Raw genomic sequence first — 15,888 nt, 5'->3', positions numbered from 1 at the left:
CGACGTCGGCGACCTCGACGCGCTCCCCGCCGCGGTCGAGGCGGTGGCCTACTTCACGATCGCCGAGGCACTCACCAACGCCGCCAAACACAGCCGCGCCACCCGGGCCACCGTGCGCGTCACACGCGACGAACAGCGACTGTCGATCCAGGTCACCGACGACGGGGTCGGCGGCGCCGACAAGACACTGGGCAGCGGCATCACCGGAATCCGCCACCGTGTCCTGGCACTCGACGGCACCATACACCTCAACAGCCCCATCGGCGGCCCGACCACCATCGCGGTGAGCCTGGCATGCGAGTCGTGATCGCCGAGGACAACGTCCTGTTGTCCTCAGGGCTGGAACTGCTGCTGACCGCCAAGGACTTCCACGTGTGCGCGATCACCCACGACGCCCCCGGCTTCGCCACCGCCATCGCCGAACACCGCCCCCACGCCACCATCGTCGACGGCGTCGGAGTTGACGAGGCTGTGGGCCCAGATTGCGTGCAGGAACTCCCACACAGCCGCAGCCTGCTCCCGGGGCCATTCCTGCCAGCGCCCGCGGGCGAGCGAGACGCCGATCTCGTCCCGGTACTTGAACGACTCTGATCGGCTGTCGACGACGGCGCACGCGAGCTGAGGCAGGATGCGGCGCAGCACCGAGCCGTGGTCGCTCCAGTCGGGGGCCTGCCAGGTCAGCCGGAGGAGGTCAGGATCGAGCTTCACGCCCGGCACTTTGAGGAGGGCGAGCTGTTCAGCGCTGCCCCAGTGGCACTCGCAGTTGGACTCCTCGGGGTGCGCGGTCGCCCCGCGGAAGACGCGAGCGAGGCCCTCCAGGGCCGCGTCGAGGCGAAGTTCCGCACACCGGGCGTGCAAGTCGGTCATCGGCGTTCACCTTCAGGACTTCACCGGCCTGCTCCTGGCGAAGATCACTACGCTACCGGTCCACGAGCCGGTACGACCAGCAAGGCTGCCTTCTCCAGCTGGTTCGGCCGGATGCCGACAGGCGGCGTCACAAGATCGGCGATCCCGCCGGCGTCAACCCTGCTACCTCCGGACGCCCCGACCGCGCCGCCGACGCCCGGCCCCAGTCGCGAGCACAGTCCCTTCCGGCTGACCTCGGGGCCGGTCCGAAACCCCTTGGACGGCACGGGGATCAACTTGCTGAAATGGGAGACGGCCACTGTCGGAGTCGAAGGGATGCGGCGATGACCGAGATCAGACTGCAGCTGTCCGTGCGCGGCCTCACCGACACGGACCTGCCGTCCTGCGGCTGGGCCGGCTCCCCCAAGCACGTGCGGGAGCTCGTCCACCAGATCCGTCGCGCCGAGGCGGGCGAGATCGACTACCTGGCGGTCTGCACGCCGGTCGGGCTCCCGGTGGCGGTCGGCGGCATCGACTACACGGTCAAACCCGGCACCGGCACGCTCTGGCAACTCAGCGTCCACCCGGCCCTGCAGTCCTGCGGGATCGGCACACTGCTGATCCGCTCCGCCGAGCAGCGGATCGGCGCCCGGGGCCTGACCCGCGCCGAACTCGGCGTCGAGGAGAGCAACCCGCGCGCCCGCGCCCTCTACGAACGCCTGGGCTACCAGGACTTCGGCCGCGCGCTCGACTCCTGGGACGTGGAGGCCGAGGACGGCTCGCTCCAGCGGTACGAGACGATGTGCACGCTGATGCGCAAGGACCTGGCATGACGCTGGATTTCGCGGCGTTCGTCGCCGATGCGACGGCCGACCCGGCCGTCGTCGGGCTCGTCCTCAAGGGCTCCCGGGCCCACGACGGCATGACCACCCCTCACTCCGACCACGACCTCTACGTCATCCTCGCCGACGACGCGGCGAGCGAGCTGGCCGCGCTCGACGGCTACCGCTCCGCGCGGCTCGACCTGGTCGTCACCACCCTCGAACGGTTCCGCCGGCCCGCCGACTGGGAACGGTACGCCATCGCCCGCTCCCGGGTGCTGGTCGACCGCTGCGGCGGGGAGGTCAGCCGGATCGTCGCCGCGATGGGACGGCTCGGCGCCGAGGAGGCCTTCCGGTCCGGCGCCGCCCTGCTGGACGCCTACGCCAACTCGCTCTACCGCTCGGTCAAGAACCACCGCGATGGCAACCCGCTCGCCGGCCACCTCGACGCGGCCGCCAGTGTCGGGTTCCTGCTCGACCTGCTCTTCGCCCTGGACCGCCGACCGCGCCCCTACAACAAGTACCTGGCCTGGGAGCTGGACCGGTTCCCGCTGCCAGGATGGGAGAGCGCCGCGCTGCTGGACACCGTCGCCCGGATCGCCGCGACCGGCGAAGTGGCCCCGCAGCAGCGGCTCTTCGCCCGGGTCGAGGCGGCTGCCCGGACCGCCGGCCACGCGGCGGTGCTGGACGCCTGGGGCGAGGACCTGCTCCTGATGCGGCCCCGCCCGAACTCCCCGGCCCACCAGCCCTCCTGACCAGCACCGGCAGTAGCCCCAGACACCCGGTTCCCGGCACCGGCACCTGCCATCGCCGCCCACCTCGACCTGGCCCGCCCGTCTCATGTCCACCCGGTCGCGATCACCGCGGCACCGGCCTCCGAGACAGACCGCCACGCGCCGCAGTCCTCCCGCGTGCTCAGCGGATCCGCTTCCGCTGCGCTCTCGACCGGCTGCGCGGTAGTCGAGGGAGCCGCGGCCGATCCGGTCCCGGCGGGACGGTGGCCCGGGCCCGGGAAGTCGGCCGTACGAAAGCCCGCGGGCCGCAAGGCACGGCAGCGTGCGGGCGATAGCCTCCAGTGCGGCCAGTTGCGCGTTCGACGGGTCGCCACGGGCGGAGAAGTCGGGGAAGGCTACAGGGGTGGGGATGGCCATGAACGAGCGGACCGTGCCGACGCGGGGCGGTGACGATGCCTGAGAACTCGATTCCCATCGAGAACACGCCCCCGAAGCCGGAGCCCAGGCCGCGGCCCACAGCGCCGCCGCGGACGCGCAGCCTCGGCGAGATGCTCCGGCCCGCCGCCCACGTCGTGCTCGTCGTCGTCGGGCTCGCCCTCACCGTTCTCGGCTTCGTCCAGTTCACCGACACCTTCGAGGAGGCCCGCGCGTACCGCGCCACTCCGGTCTGCGCCCCGGCGGCGAAGCCCGGCGACGACTGCGTGACACTGGAGAGCGGCCGGGTGACGAAGAAGTCGGAGGAGCCGAGCTCCGACTCGACCGACTACGTGCTGACCGTGGCCCGCGAGACGGCGCCCACCGGCCGCTACTACGTCGGCAAGGCGTTCTACCGGGACGTCGACACCGGTACCGTCGTGGACCTGAAGATCCTGAAGGGCAAGGTGTTCGAGCTCAGTTACCACGGGCACCGCGCCCGGCCGCCGTACGCCCCGTACCTGGCGATCGCGGAGTTCAGCGGGCTGATCGCGGTCGGACTGGTCATGATCGTCACCGGCATGGTCGGGGACATCGAATACCTGGTGGGTATGGCCCTGGGGTACGCCGCCGGGATCACGATCGCGACCGGCATCGGCTCCATCTTCCTGATCACCATCCAGTGGCCGCTGATCGTCACCCTGGGCGTCGCCGTGGTGTGCTGGCTGATCGTGGCCGTCATCACGTACACCACCTTCGAGGAGTTCTGACCCCCGCTCCGCCGTCCCGTCCGAACCGCGCACTACGCTCCCCCGCATGACTGCTGCGGTGCACATCCCCGAGTACGAGGACGAGGAGCTGCGCGCGGGCGAGGAGCTCGCGCGCGAGCCCGCCTTCTGGCTCGCCCATCTCCTCCTGACCCTGGGCCACGGCGACGAGGAACCGGAGGCGTACGGCGTCGCGGAGGAGGCCTACGACGCCATGCTGGAGCGGCTCGGCGACGCCGAGTCCCCGGGACTGGTGCTGCGGATGCCGTTCGGCCGGGGCCACACCGCCTGCGTCGCGTACCAGAACTTCGAGGACGAGAACGTCATCGACTTCTTCGTCCACCACCCTGACTGGGGCCGGCTGGGCTTCCTCGGGCAGCACGGTCCGCACGGTTCCGGCCCCGGGCTCGCCTGGCGCGAGCTGACCGCCCTCGCGCGGAGCACCGACGACGACGCCCCCGAGGGGCTCGGCGACGAGGCGCGGCGGCTTCTGCTGCTCCTTCCGGTGCTCGGCGACGCCGACACGCCGCCGGAGGCGCAGCAGACGGTGGCCGAGGCCCTGGTCGCGGTCGGCCTCCGGGCGGAGACCGCCCGGGAGTTGGCCGCGCGGCTCGTGGACGAGACCGGGCCGGCGCACCAGCCACGGTGGAGCGTCGCGGTCGACAGTCCGATCCCGGTCTGCTCCTCGGACCACAGCCCCCGGCGGATCCCGCTCGCTCTCGGCATCACCGAGGAGCAGGCCCACGTCCTGGCGGAGGCGCTCTCGGGTAGCCGCTGAACGGTTGTCAGGTCTAGAACAAGGGAAGGGGTCTCCCACACATCGCCCACCGGGAGGCCACCCCGTGCACCTCAGGACCAGGACAGCGACCAGGACTGCCACCAGGACAGCCACCAGGACCGCAACCGCCCTGCTCACCACCACCCTCGCCGCGGCGCTCCTCGGCGCCGCCCCCGCCTGGAGCGCGCCGGGCACCGACCAACCCCGGCAGCAGGTGGAGGTCTTCGCCGAGGACGGCGGCATCTCCCGCACCACGGCGCCGACCACCTCCCCCTACGTCGCCACCCCGACCCCCGGCCTGACCACACCGAGCGACGGCGACGGCGAGGTCACCCCGCTGGTCCACAACGGCGACACCGCCACCAAGCTGGACGTGGTGGTGATCGGCGACGGCTACGCGGCCCAGGAGCAGGAGAAGTTCCGCGCCGATGCCGTCGAGAAGTGGCGCGAGATCACCGCCGTCGAGCCGTACGCCACCTACCGCGGCCTGTTCAACGTCTGGGCGGTGTCCGCCGTCTCGCCCGAGTCCGGCGTCACTGGCGATCCGGACCGGGCGACGGTCCGGCACACCGCGCTCGGCTCGTACTTCTGGTGCGACGGCGTGGAGCGGCTGCTCTGCGTGGACGACAAGGCGGTCGACCGCTACGCCGCGAAGGCTCCGCAGGCGGACCTGGTGATCGTGGTGGCCAACAGCGCCAAGTACGGCGGCGCGGGCTACAACGACGTCAAGTCCCCGCTGGGTTATGAGGGCATCGCCACCGTGGCGGGCGGCAATGCCAAGTCCGGGCAGATCGCCGTGCACGAGACCGGGCATTCACTGGGCAAGCTGGCCGACGAGTACGCGTACGACGGCCAGGGGACGTACCAGGGCGAGGAGCCCCCGGAGGCCAACCTCAGCACGCTGACCGCCGACCGGATGCGTGACCAGGGCGTCAAGTGGTCCCGCTGGCTCGGCCAGGCCTCGCCGGACGGCGGGACGGTCGGGACGTACGAGGGCGGCGGCTACTACCCGACGGGGCTCTACCGGCCGACCGAGAACTCGATCATGCGCTCGCTCGGGCGCGAGTTCAACCTGCCCGGACGGGAGGCGATGATCGCCGGCTTCTACCGCCACGCCACCCCGCTGACCAGCCCGACCTCCACCGACGCCTGGCTCACCGCCGCCGACCGCCTGACCGTCGACCTGCCGGTGCCCGGCACCGGGCTGCGCTGGTTCCTGGACGGGCGCGAGCAGCCGCAGCTGCGCGGCCGTACGACGCTCGACCTCGGGCTGCTGCACCTGACCGGCCCGCGCTCGCGGCCCCACCTGCTCACCGCCGTCGCCACCGACCCCACCCCGGCGGTGGCGGACCCGGCGCTGCGGACGGGGCTGACCGGCAGCCTGTCCTGGCTCGTCAGCCGATAGACACCGGAGCCCAAGGGGCGCAGGAGGCCGAGTCCGGCGACAACTCCCGTTCACTACGGTCGCTGACGGGCCAACACGGCGAACGGAACCGGGCCCGGCGGCGGAGTGCTGCCGGGTCCGGGCCGCCTACGTCGCCGGCCGGCGCTGCTCCGGCCCCTGCGGCGGCCGACGGCGCAGCGGTGCCAGTTCCCGCTCCAGCGTCCGGACGTCCCGTGCTATCCGCGCCGCGATCTCCCTCGGCTCGGTCTCGCTCGGCAGTCGGCGGGACCAGGAGCGGGGCTTGGCCGGACCGTCCTGGACCATGTGGAAGTTGAGCCGCACCACTCCTGCGACGTCGACGAGGCTCACCAGGATCCGGGTGTCGGCGAGGTCGAGGGTGACCTCGTTCCCGATGCACGAACAGGCCACCAGGCCCTCGATGCCCTCCTCCGCCAGATACCTGGCCAGCGGAACCGCTCTACCCCGGATGAGAAACGGACGTGCCACCGGACGACCCACCGGACCCGCCTCCTCTCACCGCACGCGTGCGGCCCCGGCCGCGGCGCAAGCGCACCGCAACTGACCGGGCCCGCCCATGCTCCACCACGCCGGCGTCGAGCGCCAAGTCCGTTTCTCATCCGGTGACTTGGGCTTGAGCACCCACCCGGCGCACCGGCGCACGCCCAGGCGCATCCGGCGTCCTGGGGGCGTCCGGAACCGAGTACTCCTACTCATGCGCCCCGGGCCCCGCTCCGCCGGGCCGGCGGTACGGGCCAGCCACCGGCCGACGCCACCGCCGCCTTCCGCCTTCGCCGGCTGCGGGGGCCGTCACAGCCCCGCTCGCGCTCGACCCCGTCGCAGGCGCGGTGCTGCTGCTCGCGGCATGGAGCACGGCTCCCGTCACTCGGACGATCGCCGACATCACCCTGGCGGTCATCCCGTTCAGCATGGGCCTCGCCACCCTCCGACCCCGCCCGAGCGGCGCCGCCGCCGACCCCGGGGCATCATGACGGAGGAACGCCGCCGTTCACCGAGCGTGACCAAGCCACGCGACGGCGGCCGGCCAGCGAAGGAGGTCCGCCGTGGCCGATCCCGCGAAGTCGTCCCACCGCGCACGACGGCCGGCACCCGGTGTCATCGCCACCGACGTGCCCACCCGGCTGGACCGGCTGCCCTGGTCGCGCTGGCACTGGCGGATCGTGATCGGCCTCGGCACGGTATGGATCCTGGACGGCCTGGAGGTGACGATCGTCGGCAACATGGCCGGCCGGCTCGCCCAGAACGGCAGCGGCATCGCCATCACCACCACCCAGGTCACCACCGTCGCCGCCGCCCTCTACGTGGCGGGAGCCTGCACCGGCGCGCTGTTCTTCGGCTGGCTGACCGACCGGCTGGGCCGCAAGAAGCTGTTCATGGTCACCCTCGCCGTCTACCTGGCGGCCACCGCCGTCACGGCCCTGTCCTGGACGGCCTGGTTCTTCTTCCTCTGCCGCTTCGTCACGGGCTTCGGCATCGGCGGCGAGTACGCGGCGATCAACTCGGCGATCGACGAGCTGATCCCGGCCCGGGTGCGCGGCCGGGTCGACCTGATCATCAACGGCAGCTTCTGGGTGGGTGCCGCGATCGGCGCCTTCGCCTCGATCGCCCTGCTCGACACCGCGCTGTTCGCGACGGACGTGGGCTGGCGGCTCGCCTTCGGCATCGGCGTGGTGCTGGGCCTGGTGATCCTGCTGGTGCGCCGGCACGTCCCGGAGAGCCCGCGCTGGCTGTTCACCCACGGGCGGGCGCTGGAGGCGGAGCAGGTGGTGATCGAGGCGGAGCAGGCCGTCGAGCGCGAGAGCGGTCGGCCGCTGCCGGCGGCCACCGGCGAGCCGATCCTGATCCGCGAGCGCGCACCGCTGGGCTTCGACACGATCGTCCGCACGGTGATCGCCCACCACCCGCGCCGCACCGTGCTCGGCCTGGCGCTCTTCGTCGGCCAGGCCTTCCTCTACAACGCGGTGACCTTCGGCTACGCCACCATCCTGACCACGTTCTTCGCCGTGCCGGAGGGTGACACCGGCTACTACTTCGCGGTGATCGCGGTCGGCAACTTCCTCGGTCCGCTGCTGCTCGGCCACCTCTTCGACACGCTCGGCCGCAAGCCGATGATCGCCGGAACGTACGTCGGCTCCGGCGTCCTGCTGTTCGCCACCGCCGCCCTCTTCCAGCACGGCGCGCTCTCCGCCGCCACCATGACGGCCTGCTGGACGGCCGTGCTGTTCCTGGCCTCCGCCGGGGCCAGCGCGGCCTATCTGACGGTCAGCGAGATCTTCCCGCTGGAGACCAGGGCGATGTCCATCGCCTTCTTCTACGCCGTCGGCACGGCGGTCGGCGGCATCAGCGGCCCGCTGTTGTTCAACGGCCTGGTCAGCAGCGGCAAGGTCTCCGACACCGTGCTCGCCTTCTGCATCGGCGCCGCGCTGATGACGGCCGCGGGCCTGGTCGAGGCGGCCATCGGCGTACGGGCGGAGCGGCGCAGCCTGGAGTCGCTGGCTGCGCCGCTGAGCGCCGTCACCCCACCCGAACGGACGTAGGGCGTGTCGCGCGGATCTTCGCCGGGTCCGCCGAGACCCGCAGGGCGCGTCTAGCGCAGCACGCCGCGCACGGCCTCCGGGTCACCGGGCGCGAGCGGGCCGGTCGGTTCGGCCGTCAGCGACTTGGCCGTGGCCGGCGGCGGGGTGACGTACACCGGGGTCGGATCGGACTCGGGCGCGCAGGTCTTGGCGATCCGTCCCTTGCCCTGGGGCAGGCTGCCGTCGCGCAGGTAGGCGGTGAAGGTGTCGTCCAGGCAGGCGTTGCCGTGGAAGAGGATCTCGTGGAAGCTGCCGCCGTTCTGGACGACCAGCTTGGAGCCGGGCAGCGCGTCGTGCATGGCGAGGCCGCCCTCGTACGGGGTGGCGGCGTCCTCGGTGGCCTGGAAGAGCAGGACGGGGGGCAGGCCCTTGCCGGTGATCTTCAGTCGGCCCGCCGGGTTGCCCTGGTAGGGCCAGAACATGCAGGCGGCGTTGTACCACATGTTGTTATAGGTGTAGAAGGGCGCGACCGCGTTGACCTTGGCCTGGTCCTTCTTCCAGAACTCCCAGTCGCGAGGCCAGGCGTTCTCGGTGCACTGGGCCGCGTTGTAGGCGGGGAAGGTGCCGTCGTCGGTGCCGGGGGCGGCGTACTTGTTGTAGGCGATGGTCAGCGGCCGGGTGTCATGCTGGGTGAGGTAGGCGGAGAGCACGGTGGCCATCCGGGGCCAGCGCAGGAAGTTGTAGCCGCCGCCGTAGAAGGTGTCCTCGAATTCGGCCGGGCCGATCTTCCCGGGTGCCGGGGCGGCGTCGGCCGGGGTCTTCCGCAGCGCGTCCTCGACCTGGTCGTAGGCCTTCTTCACGGCCTCGGCGTCGGCGCCCAGGTGGTAGACGGAGTCGGCCTTGGCGGTCCAGGCCGCGAACGCGTCGAAGCGGCGCTGGTGTTCCTTGTCCTGCAGGATGTTGTGGTCGTACCAGCTGATGGTCGGGCCGACGATGCTGTCCAGCACCATCCGCCGCACGTGGGAGGGGAACAGCTGGCCGTAGGTGGAGCCCAGCGAGGTGCCCCAGGAGCCGCCGTAGAAGTTGATCTTCGGCACGCCGAGCGCCCGGCGGATGCTGTCCATGTCGCGGGCGTTGTCGACGGTGGTCATGTGCGGCAGCAGCCAGGACCAGTCGGCCGCGCAGTCGGCGGCGTAGCCGGCCGCCTTCTTCAGCCAGGCCTTCGAAGTCCCCTGGCTCAGCTGGTAGTCGGGGCGCTCGGCGTCGAAGTAGTGGGCGTCGCAGACGACATGGGGGTCGCTGGCATTGGTGCCGCGCGGGTCGAAGCCGATCCAGTCGTAGGTGGAGGCGACGTCGGCAGGGATCTGCCCGGAGATGTAGGCCGGCATCCAGAGGCCGGAGTCGCCGGGGCCACCGGGGTTGAGCAGGATCGGGCCCTGCCGCTTCTCCTCGGGGGCGGTGGCGGGGAGGCGGTTCAGCTTGATCTTGATCTTGCGCCCGCGCGGGTCCGCGTAGTCCACCGGCACGTCGAGCATCGCGCACTGGAGTGCGGGCGTGGCGGCGTCGTTGCAGGAACTCCAGACGAGCTTCCCCTGTCCGGTGTCCACGAGCTCGGCGGCGTCCGGCCCGGAGGCGGCGGAGGCGGAGGTCCCGCCGAGGGTGGCGACGGCCGCGGCGGCCGCGAGAAGGGCGATGGCTTTTCTCATGGGGAGCATGATGTGACATGTGCAATGGCACATCCAGGGGGCGAACCGGACTTTACCAAGCTTTGACCCGCCGTCGGGATCCGACCATCCGTCACCTCCGCACTCCGGCGCCGGAGCAGCCATGCGGCGAAGGCGTTCCGCCGCCGCACCGGACGCACATCCTGCAGCTGCGCCGCCGGATCACCCGGGCTCAGCTCGGCGACCGCTCGGTTAGGCTGCCGCATGGCCCGTTTCACCCTGACCCGCCGCTCCCCGCTCCCACCCGCCGACGCCTGGGCACGGCTCACCGCCTGGCCCCGGCACGGCGACCGGGTGCCGCTCACCCGGGTCGGTGTGGTGCGCGGTACCGGCCGGGCGGTGGGGGACGTGATCCTGGCGCGGACGGGCGTCGGGCCGGTGCGGTTCGACGACCCGATGGAGATCACGGCACTGAGCGAACCCGACCTGTGCCGCCTGGAGAAGCGGGGCCGGGTTGTCCGGGGCCGCGCCGAACTGCGGGTCCGCGCGGTGGGTGCGGGCAGCGAGGCGGTCTGGGCCGAGGAGCTGCGGATCGCCGGCCTCCCCCGGCTGTTCGACCCGGTGGTGGCGTTCGCCGGGCGGGTGGTCTTCGGCCGGGTGCTGGACCACCTCCTGGCCTCGCCCACGGACTGAGGGACCCGCCCGCCCAGGTACGGCTGGCGCACGTGGCAGCACCGCTCCCCCTCGGCCGTGATCCGGTCCTGACCGACCAGCTGGTCCGCCACCGCAGGGCGGTCGCCGGCTCCGGGCCGTCCCCGTCGCCGCCCCCACGGCTCCGGCCCGGCCTCGCCCCGGGCAACCGCCACCGCGAAGCCGCGCCGGCCCCGCGACGGGCCCCGGCCCGCGCTACCGCCCGCGCAGCCGGCGCACCAGGTCCCGGGCGGCCCTCGGCCAGTCCGGGTGCTCGAAGGCGAAGCCCGCGTCGAGCAGCCTGGTCGGCACGACGCGACGGCTCTTCAGCAGCAGCTCGGTCTCCGAGCGCAGCGCGAAGGCGCCGAGCTCGGCCATCCAGCGCGTGGCGGGCAGGGCCAGCGGCACGCCCCAGGCCGTCCGCAGGTCGCGCATGAACTCGCGCTGGGGCAGCGGGTTCGGGGCGGCGAGGTTGACCGGGCCGGTGAGGTCGTCCCGGGCGACCAGGAACTCGACGGCACGGACGAAGTCCCGCTCATGGATCCAGGACACGTACTGCGCGCCGCCCGCGATCGGACCACCGGCACCGAGTCGGGCCAGCCAGGAGAGCGCGTCGAAGGCTCCGCCGCGCTCGGGCCCGAGGACGACGGCGGTGCGCAGCGCGAGGCGGCGGGTGCGCGGGGTGTCGGCCTCCGCCTGGGCACCCTCCCAGGCCCGGGCGATGTCGATGCTGTACCCCCAGGAGGCCGGGGCGCCGGGCTCTCCGCCGCCGATCCGCCCGCCGAGCTCGTCGTTGGGCGCGTCGTAGCGGTGGGCGTACACGGTGGCGGTGCTCATCTGCAGCCAGACGGCGGGCGGGCGGCGGGCGGCGGCGATCGCCTGGCCGACGGCCCGGGTGGAGAGCACCCGGGAGTCCATCATGGCTCGCCGGTTCTGCTCCGTGTAGCGGCAGTTGACGCTGCGCCCGGCCAGATTGACCACCACGTCGCTGCCGTCCACCTCCGCCGCCCAGGCCCCGAGGCTCCGCCCGTCCCACCCGACCCGGCGAGGCCCGGCGGGCCTGCGGCTGAGGACGACGACCTGGTGTCCGGCGGCCGTCAGGCTGCGGTCGAGCAGGCTCCCGAGCGCGCCGGAGCCGCCGGGAATGACGATCTTCATGGGTTCCCCCTCATTTCCGGCTTCGAGCCTAGCGCGGCAATTGAACACGTTCAAATCCGCCTCGCGGGCAACCGCCAGCCGCCGACGGCGGACACCGTCGCGCCGAGGAGCGCGCCCCGGGCGTCCTGGTCCGCGAGGTCTGACGGACCGTTTTCGGTCAGATGTGGCGATCGTTCGATCCGGATCTATCGGGTACCTGATCACCGCCGCTAGGGTGCGGCGCGTCCCCGTTGTTACGCCCTCCCGTGCCGCTCCGACGGCGGGGAGACGACCGATCGGAACGATGTCGCCGTGACCAGGATCCTCCGCCAGCTGATGACCCGCTCCGGAAGGGTGGCCGCGACGGTCGCCGTGCTCGCGGCCGCCCTCACCGGTACGACGGCCGGCACCGCCTCGGCGGCCGGTGGCTGGAGCTGCTCCGGGGCACCCGTCCCGAACGGCTACGTCATCACCATGTACAACCCCGGCGGCTGCAACAACCACGGCGCATGGTTCCAGCAGCCCGCCCAGAACCGCCTGTGGACCTGCTCCGGCTCGCCGATCGTCTCCGGCTACGTGCTGACGAACTACGACTCCCGGGGCTGCAGCGGCGTCGGCGCCTGGTTCCACGAGCTGGTCCGCAACGGCGTCTGGACCTGCCCGTACTCGCCCATCCCGGCCGGCTACCGCAGCACCACCTACGACGCCCGCGGCTGCGGCGGCCTCGGCGCCTGGCTCACCGTCAAGGCCTGAGAAGCGGGCCCGCCGGCGGCGGCTGCCCCTTGGTCGTCCCCCGTGCGGCCACCGACGGCGAGCTCCTGGCGCCCGGCCTTCGCAGCGGCGACGCCGGCTCTCCGGGCACCCCCGGAGACGTGGCACCCGGGATGCGCCCAACCGGGAACCGCCGCCGTCCCGCCTGCCACTGCGCGCGGCGCACCCGCCCTCCCGCCGGGCGCACCGCGCGGAGGGTCACTCCGTCGGGGCGGCGGCCCGGGCGGTGTAGCCGCCGATGAGGTCGTAGACGTCCTCACGGCCCTCGCGGCGCAGCAGGCCGGCGGCGATGGAGGAGCGGCTGCCACCGGCGCAGTGCAGGACGAGGCGGCGGTCGTCGGGCTGCTCGAAGACCAGGATGCTGATCGACTCGGGCGTGTGGCCGGAGGTCTCCATGATCTGCGGGGTGACGTCGCCCGGTTCGATCCGCTCGCCGTCGACGAGCTTGCGGATCGGGTACTCGGTCTCCGACCCGCGCCCGTACCCGATCCAGGACGAAGGGGTCGAGCGCCCCGCTCGACCTGGCCGTCACGGGCGGTACGGGCTCCTACGCCACCGCGCGCGGCACCGTCCGCTTCTGGGACATCGGTACGCCGAAGGAAAGGGCGCGGGCCGAGATCCAGCCCCGATTCCGCAGTCCGCAGGCCGGGCCGCCACCCTCCGGCGACGCACGGGAACGACGCACGGGAAGACGGCCCGGCCGACTTCCCGTGCACCACCCACGAACGGCTCCCTCGGTCAGTTCTTCGCGTCGGAACAGAACTCGGCCTCCAGCTCCTTGGTGAAGACCGAGATCGGCCCCCACGCCTCACCGTTGGCCCAGTCGCCGTTGACCTGGGTGGACATCAGGTGGCGGCCGCCCCGGCTGCCGAAGGTGTAGGACCAGGAGCCGTTGATCGCACCGCCCATCCCCCACACCTCGCCGCACGACAGGGTGATCGACCCGACTCCCAGGCCGTAGTGGGAGTTCGGGACCCACCCCGCGCCCGCGCTCGGGTCCTTCATGGTGAACATCTCCGCCATCTGGGTGGGCTGCAGCAGGCGGCCGCCCAGCAGGGCCTGGAAGAAGGTGCTCAGGTCGCCGACGGTGGAGATCATGTCCCCGGAGCCGTAGCCCCAGGACGGGCTGAGCTCGGTGACGTCGTAGACGGGCAGCGTGGGGGCGTTGAACGGGCCGAGCTTGGAGTAGAAGCGGCCGTGCGGGCCGCGGATGCCGGTGTCGTCGGCGGCCGGCTCGTAGGTGCTCTTGAGGTGCAGCGGCTTGGCGAAGCGGTCGGCGATCTCCTGGGCGAGGCTGTGACCGGTGGCCTGCTCGACGATCATCGCGGCCAGCACGTAGTTGGTGTCGGAGTACTCCCAGCTGGTGCCGGGCGCGAACCGGGGCTTCACGCTGAGGCCGAGCTCGACCAGCTGGCGCGGGGTGAAGGTGTCGAACCGGTGCTGGAGGAAGGGCTCCCCCTGGAAGTCCCGCTGGGCCACGTCGGACATGGCGATGTTGGCGATCCCACTGGTGTGGTTGAGCAGCTGGCGGATGGTGACCGCCGACCCGTCGTAGCCGTTGCCGTCGACCAGGCGGGGCAGCCACTGCTCGACGCTGTCGTCCATGCTCAGTCGCCCCTCGGCCTCCAGCTGGAGCAGTGCGGTGGCCACGAAGGTCTTGGTGGTGCTGCCGATCCGGAACCGGTCCTGCGGGCGGAACTCCTGACCGGTGGTCAGGTCGGCCGTGCCGGACTGGCCGTACCAGGTCGAGCCGTTGTCGCGCACCTCGGCCGTGGCACCCGGCAGGCCGGCGCCGGTGACCGCCTGGTCGAGCGCGGCCCGGAGGGCCTGGTGGCCGCTGTGCCTGCCGTGGTCGCGCTCAGCGGCGGAGGCGGTCGGGGCGGCGGAGGTGAGCAGGGCGGCGGCCACAACGGTGGCGAGGGCGGTGCGGGCGGTGGTCTTCATGGCGGGTGGTCCCCCTGGGTCGATCGGGCTTTCGTCGTCGGTGAAAAACGTACGGCCGAATTCGGGGATCCATCAACATCTGATTGCCTCAACCGCGCCATAACCGCAGGTCAGTGACGGTCAATCATTGCAATGACGATGCCGACGAATGCAAACACGGTTGCAACCGTCGCCCGCATCCGGATACTCGTCCCGAGGAGAGAGCAGAGGAGCCACCCGTGCCAGGTGCCAGGCTGAGCCCGCAGGACCGTCTCGCGATCGCGACCGGTCTCGCCAAGGGGCTCGACTACGCCGCGATCGCCCGGCTGATCGCCCGCCCCACCTCCACGGTGACCCGGGAGATCGCCCGCAACGGCGGGCCCGGCCGCTACCGTGCCGAAACCGCCCAACGCGCCACCGCCCGCCGGGCCCGCCGCCGCCCAGGCCTCCCCCGCCCTACCGGAGGCGGCACCGGTGTCCCGGACGGGCGCGACCCGGCGGCCATCGCCGACTTCGCCGGCCGGCTGGCCGACCTGCTGGTGCAACTCGGCCTTCCCCGTATGGTGGCCCGGGTGCTCAGCTGCCTGTACGTCACCGACAGTGGCAGCCTGAGCGCGGCCGACCTGGTGCAGCGCCTCGGCGTCAGCCCGGCCTCGGTCTCCAAGGCCGTCGGCTACCTGGCGGACCAGGGGCTGATCCACCGCGAGCGGGACGGGCACGGGCGCCGCGAGCAGTACACCATCGACGGTGACATCTGGTACCGCTCGATGCTGGCCAGCGCCCAACGCAACGCCCTGCTCGCCGAGTTCGCCCGCACCGGCGCCGACCTGCTCGGCGCCGCCACCCCCGCCGGGCAGCGGCTGGACACGGCGGCGGACTTCCTCGCCGAGATCGGCACCGACCTGGTCCGCGCGGTGGAGCGGCGGCGCTCCGGCACCGGGATGTCCTGAGGCCCGCAGTCGTCCGTGTCCTTCGCCCGTACTCGTGGCCTGGGAAGCCGTCGTCGACGCGATCACGGCGGGGGCGTGGCCGCGCGGAACGGCCGTTTCTGGCGGGCGACATGACGATCGGTCGGCGTTATGTCGAGGTGAGAGGAGACGTTCAGGGGGGGTGGGCGGCGTGGCAGCAGAGCATCGGCCCGGAGACGGCAAGCAGCCGATCGGTGACCGCATCGTTTTCGCGATCCTGGTGGTGCTGGGAATGCCTTTCGCCGTGTTCTTCCTGTGGCTCCTGGTAACCACCGTCGGCTCGTGGGACGACGGCACCGGTCCTGGGCCGCACGGCCACTAGTGAGCTGGTCCGGAGATTTTTGAGCAGTAACGGCAGATCCGTTCGATGATCTGGTCCGCGGTCTTGGTCCATTTGAACGGGCGGGCGCTGTCGTTCCAGTTCTTGATCCAGTCC

At 72.2% G+C, this 15,888-nt stretch carries 17 protein-coding genes; 11 read left to right on the top strand and 6 right to left on the bottom strand.

All coding sequences use genetic code 11. From position 1 onward, the window contains the following. Nucleotides 1–307, top strand: a 307-nt coding sequence (locus tag ACFVWU_RS41310; protein ID WP_387631032.1) for a sensor histidine kinase, incomplete at its 5' end; no start/stop codon positions are given. 26 nt (nt 308–333) lie between these two features. On the opposite strand, the gene ACFVWU_RS41305 is transcribed toward ACFVWU_RS41310, so the two are convergent. Next, complete coding sequence (locus tag ACFVWU_RS41305) at nt 334–867, bottom strand: hypothetical protein (RefSeq protein WP_387631029.1); 534 nt, start codon at nt 865–867, stop codon at nt 334–336. A 323-nt stretch (nt 868–1,190) separates the two neighbouring features. On the opposite strand from ACFVWU_RS41305, the gene ACFVWU_RS41300 reads away from it, so the two are divergent. From ACFVWU_RS41300 to ACFVWU_RS41280, 5 genes are all read left to right on the top strand, one after another. Next, complete coding sequence (locus ACFVWU_RS41300) at nt 1,191–1,679, top strand: GNAT family N-acetyltransferase (protein WP_387631026.1); 489 nt, start codon at nt 1,191–1,193, stop codon at nt 1,677–1,679. Further along, entirely contained in the window at nt 1,676–2,422 is a 747-nt protein-coding gene (locus tag ACFVWU_RS41295; protein ID WP_387631023.1) for a hypothetical protein, read from the top strand. Before ACFVWU_RS41300 ends, ACFVWU_RS41295 begins: the two co-directional genes overlap by 4 nt. 527 nt (nt 2,423–2,949) lie before the next feature. Beyond that, nucleotides 2,950–3,585 (top strand): hypothetical protein, encoded by a 636-nt coding sequence (locus ACFVWU_RS41290; RefSeq protein WP_387631020.1) that lies wholly within the window; start codon nt 2,950–2,952, stop codon nt 3,583–3,585. A gap of 46 nt (nt 3,586–3,631) precedes the next feature. After that, complete coding sequence (locus ACFVWU_RS41285) at nt 3,632–4,360, top strand: hypothetical protein (protein ID WP_387631018.1); 729 nt, start codon at nt 3,632–3,634, stop codon at nt 4,358–4,360. Nucleotides 4,361–4,424: 64 nt separating this feature from the next. After that, on the top strand, nt 4,425–5,765 hold the full coding sequence (locus tag ACFVWU_RS41280; protein WP_387631015.1) for a M64 family metallopeptidase: 1,341 nt from the start codon (nt 4,425–4,427) through the stop codon (nt 5,763–5,765). Between the two features lie 126 nt (nt 5,766–5,891). On the opposite strand, the gene ACFVWU_RS41275 is transcribed toward ACFVWU_RS41280, so the two are convergent. Next, nucleotides 5,892–6,251 carry a hypothetical protein gene (locus tag ACFVWU_RS41275; RefSeq protein WP_387631014.1) on the bottom strand — a complete coding sequence of 120 codons (360 nt, stop codon included), beginning with the start codon at nt 6,249–6,251 and terminating at the stop codon, nt 5,892–5,894. Between the two features lie 575 nt (nt 6,252–6,826). Between ACFVWU_RS41275 and ACFVWU_RS41270 the strand changes: the two genes are divergently transcribed. Then, complete coding sequence (locus tag ACFVWU_RS41270; RefSeq protein WP_387631011.1) at nt 6,827–8,320, top strand: MFS transporter; 1,494 nt, start codon at nt 6,827–6,829, stop codon at nt 8,318–8,320. A gap of 50 nt (nt 8,321–8,370) precedes the next feature. On the opposite strand, the gene ACFVWU_RS41265 is transcribed toward ACFVWU_RS41270, so the two are convergent. After that, entirely contained in the window at nt 8,371–10,005 is a 1,635-nt protein-coding gene (locus tag ACFVWU_RS41265; RefSeq protein ID WP_387631010.1) for an alpha/beta hydrolase, read from the bottom strand. 222 nt (nt 10,006–10,227) lie between these two features. Here ACFVWU_RS41265 and ACFVWU_RS41260 point away from each other — a divergent pair, with 222 nt between their 5' ends. Continuing rightward, a complete protein-coding gene (locus ACFVWU_RS41260) occupies nt 10,228–10,656 on the top strand; it encodes an SRPBCC family protein (protein WP_387631007.1) in 429 nt (142 codons plus the stop codon). A gap of 213 nt (nt 10,657–10,869) precedes the next feature. Here the strand turns inward: ACFVWU_RS41260 and ACFVWU_RS41255 are convergent, their stop codons facing one another. Beyond that, nucleotides 10,870–11,811: a TIGR01777 family oxidoreductase gene (locus ACFVWU_RS41255; RefSeq protein WP_387631005.1), complete on the bottom strand. Its 942-nt coding sequence runs from the start codon at nt 11,809–11,811 to the stop codon at nt 10,870–10,872. 291 nt (nt 11,812–12,102) lie between these two features. Here ACFVWU_RS41255 and ACFVWU_RS41250 point away from each other — a divergent pair, with 291 nt between their 5' ends. Beyond that, a complete protein-coding gene (locus tag ACFVWU_RS41250) occupies nt 12,103–12,543 on the top strand; it encodes a hypothetical protein (RefSeq protein WP_387631003.1) in 441 nt (146 codons plus the stop codon). A gap of 216 nt (nt 12,544–12,759) precedes the next feature. Here ACFVWU_RS41250 and ACFVWU_RS41245 read toward each other — a convergent pair whose 3' ends face one another. Together ACFVWU_RS41245 and ACFVWU_RS41240 are read right to left on the bottom strand one after the other, a co-directional pair. Further along, nucleotides 12,760–12,957 carry a rhodanese-like domain-containing protein gene (locus ACFVWU_RS41245; protein WP_387631001.1) on the bottom strand — a complete coding sequence of 66 codons (198 nt, stop codon included), beginning with the start codon at nt 12,955–12,957 and terminating at the stop codon, nt 12,760–12,762. Between the two features lie 342 nt (nt 12,958–13,299). Then, nucleotides 13,300–14,505: a serine hydrolase domain-containing protein gene (locus ACFVWU_RS41240; protein WP_387630999.1), complete on the bottom strand. Its 1,206-nt coding sequence runs from the start codon at nt 14,503–14,505 to the stop codon at nt 13,300–13,302. 218 nt (nt 14,506–14,723) lie between these two features. On the opposite strand from ACFVWU_RS41240, the gene ACFVWU_RS41235 reads away from it, so the two are divergent. Together ACFVWU_RS41235 and ACFVWU_RS41230 are read left to right on the top strand one after the other, a co-directional pair. Continuing rightward, on the top strand, nt 14,724–15,434 hold the full coding sequence (locus tag ACFVWU_RS41235; RefSeq protein WP_387630996.1) for a MarR family transcriptional regulator: 711 nt from the start codon (nt 14,724–14,726) through the stop codon (nt 15,432–15,434). 160 nt (nt 15,435–15,594) lie between these two features. Next, entirely contained in the window at nt 15,595–15,774 is a 180-nt protein-coding gene (locus tag ACFVWU_RS41230; RefSeq protein WP_387630993.1) for a hypothetical protein, read from the top strand. Nucleotides 15,775–15,888: the final 114 nt, after the last annotated feature.

This window comes from Kitasatospora sp. NPDC058190, from assembly GCF_042883685.1.
Lineage (GTDB): Bacteria > Actinomycetota > Actinomycetes > Streptomycetales > Streptomycetaceae > Kitasatospora.
This window is presented reverse-complemented; position numbering and strand designations above follow the sequence as displayed.

Excerpts from the sequence above, each read along its gene's own strand:
- ACFVWU_RS41305 (WP_387631029.1), bottom strand. The coding sequence starts at position 867 with ATGACCGACTTGCACGCCCGGTGTGCGGAACTTCGCCTCGACGCGGCC.
- ACFVWU_RS41300 (WP_387631026.1), top strand. The coding sequence starts at position 1,191 with ATGACCGAGATCAGACTGCAGCTGTCCGTGCGCGGCCTCACCGACACG.
- ACFVWU_RS41295 (WP_387631023.1), top strand. The coding sequence starts at position 1,676 with ATGACGCTGGATTTCGCGGCGTTCGTCGCCGATGCGACGGCCGACCCG.
- ACFVWU_RS41290 (WP_387631020.1), top strand. The coding sequence starts at position 2,950 with ATGCTCCGGCCCGCCGCCCACGTCGTGCTCGTCGTCGTCGGGCTCGCC.
- ACFVWU_RS41285 (WP_387631018.1), top strand. The coding sequence starts at position 3,632 with ATGACTGCTGCGGTGCACATCCCCGAGTACGAGGACGAGGAGCTGCGC.
- ACFVWU_RS41265 (WP_387631010.1), bottom strand. The coding sequence starts at position 10,005 with ATGAGAAAAGCCATCGCCCTTCTCGCGGCCGCCGCGGCCGTCGCCACC.
- ACFVWU_RS41260 (WP_387631007.1), top strand. The coding sequence starts at position 10,228 with ATGGCCCGTTTCACCCTGACCCGCCGCTCCCCGCTCCCACCCGCCGAC.
- ACFVWU_RS41255 (WP_387631005.1), bottom strand. The coding sequence starts at position 11,811 with ATGAAGATCGTCATTCCCGGCGGCTCCGGCGCGCTCGGGAGCCTGCTC.
- ACFVWU_RS41245 (WP_387631001.1), bottom strand. The coding sequence starts at position 12,957 with ATGGAGACCTCCGGCCACACGCCCGAGTCGATCAGCATCCTGGTCTTC.
- ACFVWU_RS41240 (WP_387630999.1), bottom strand. The coding sequence starts at position 14,505 with ATGAAGACCACCGCCCGCACCGCCCTCGCCACCGTTGTGGCCGCCGCC.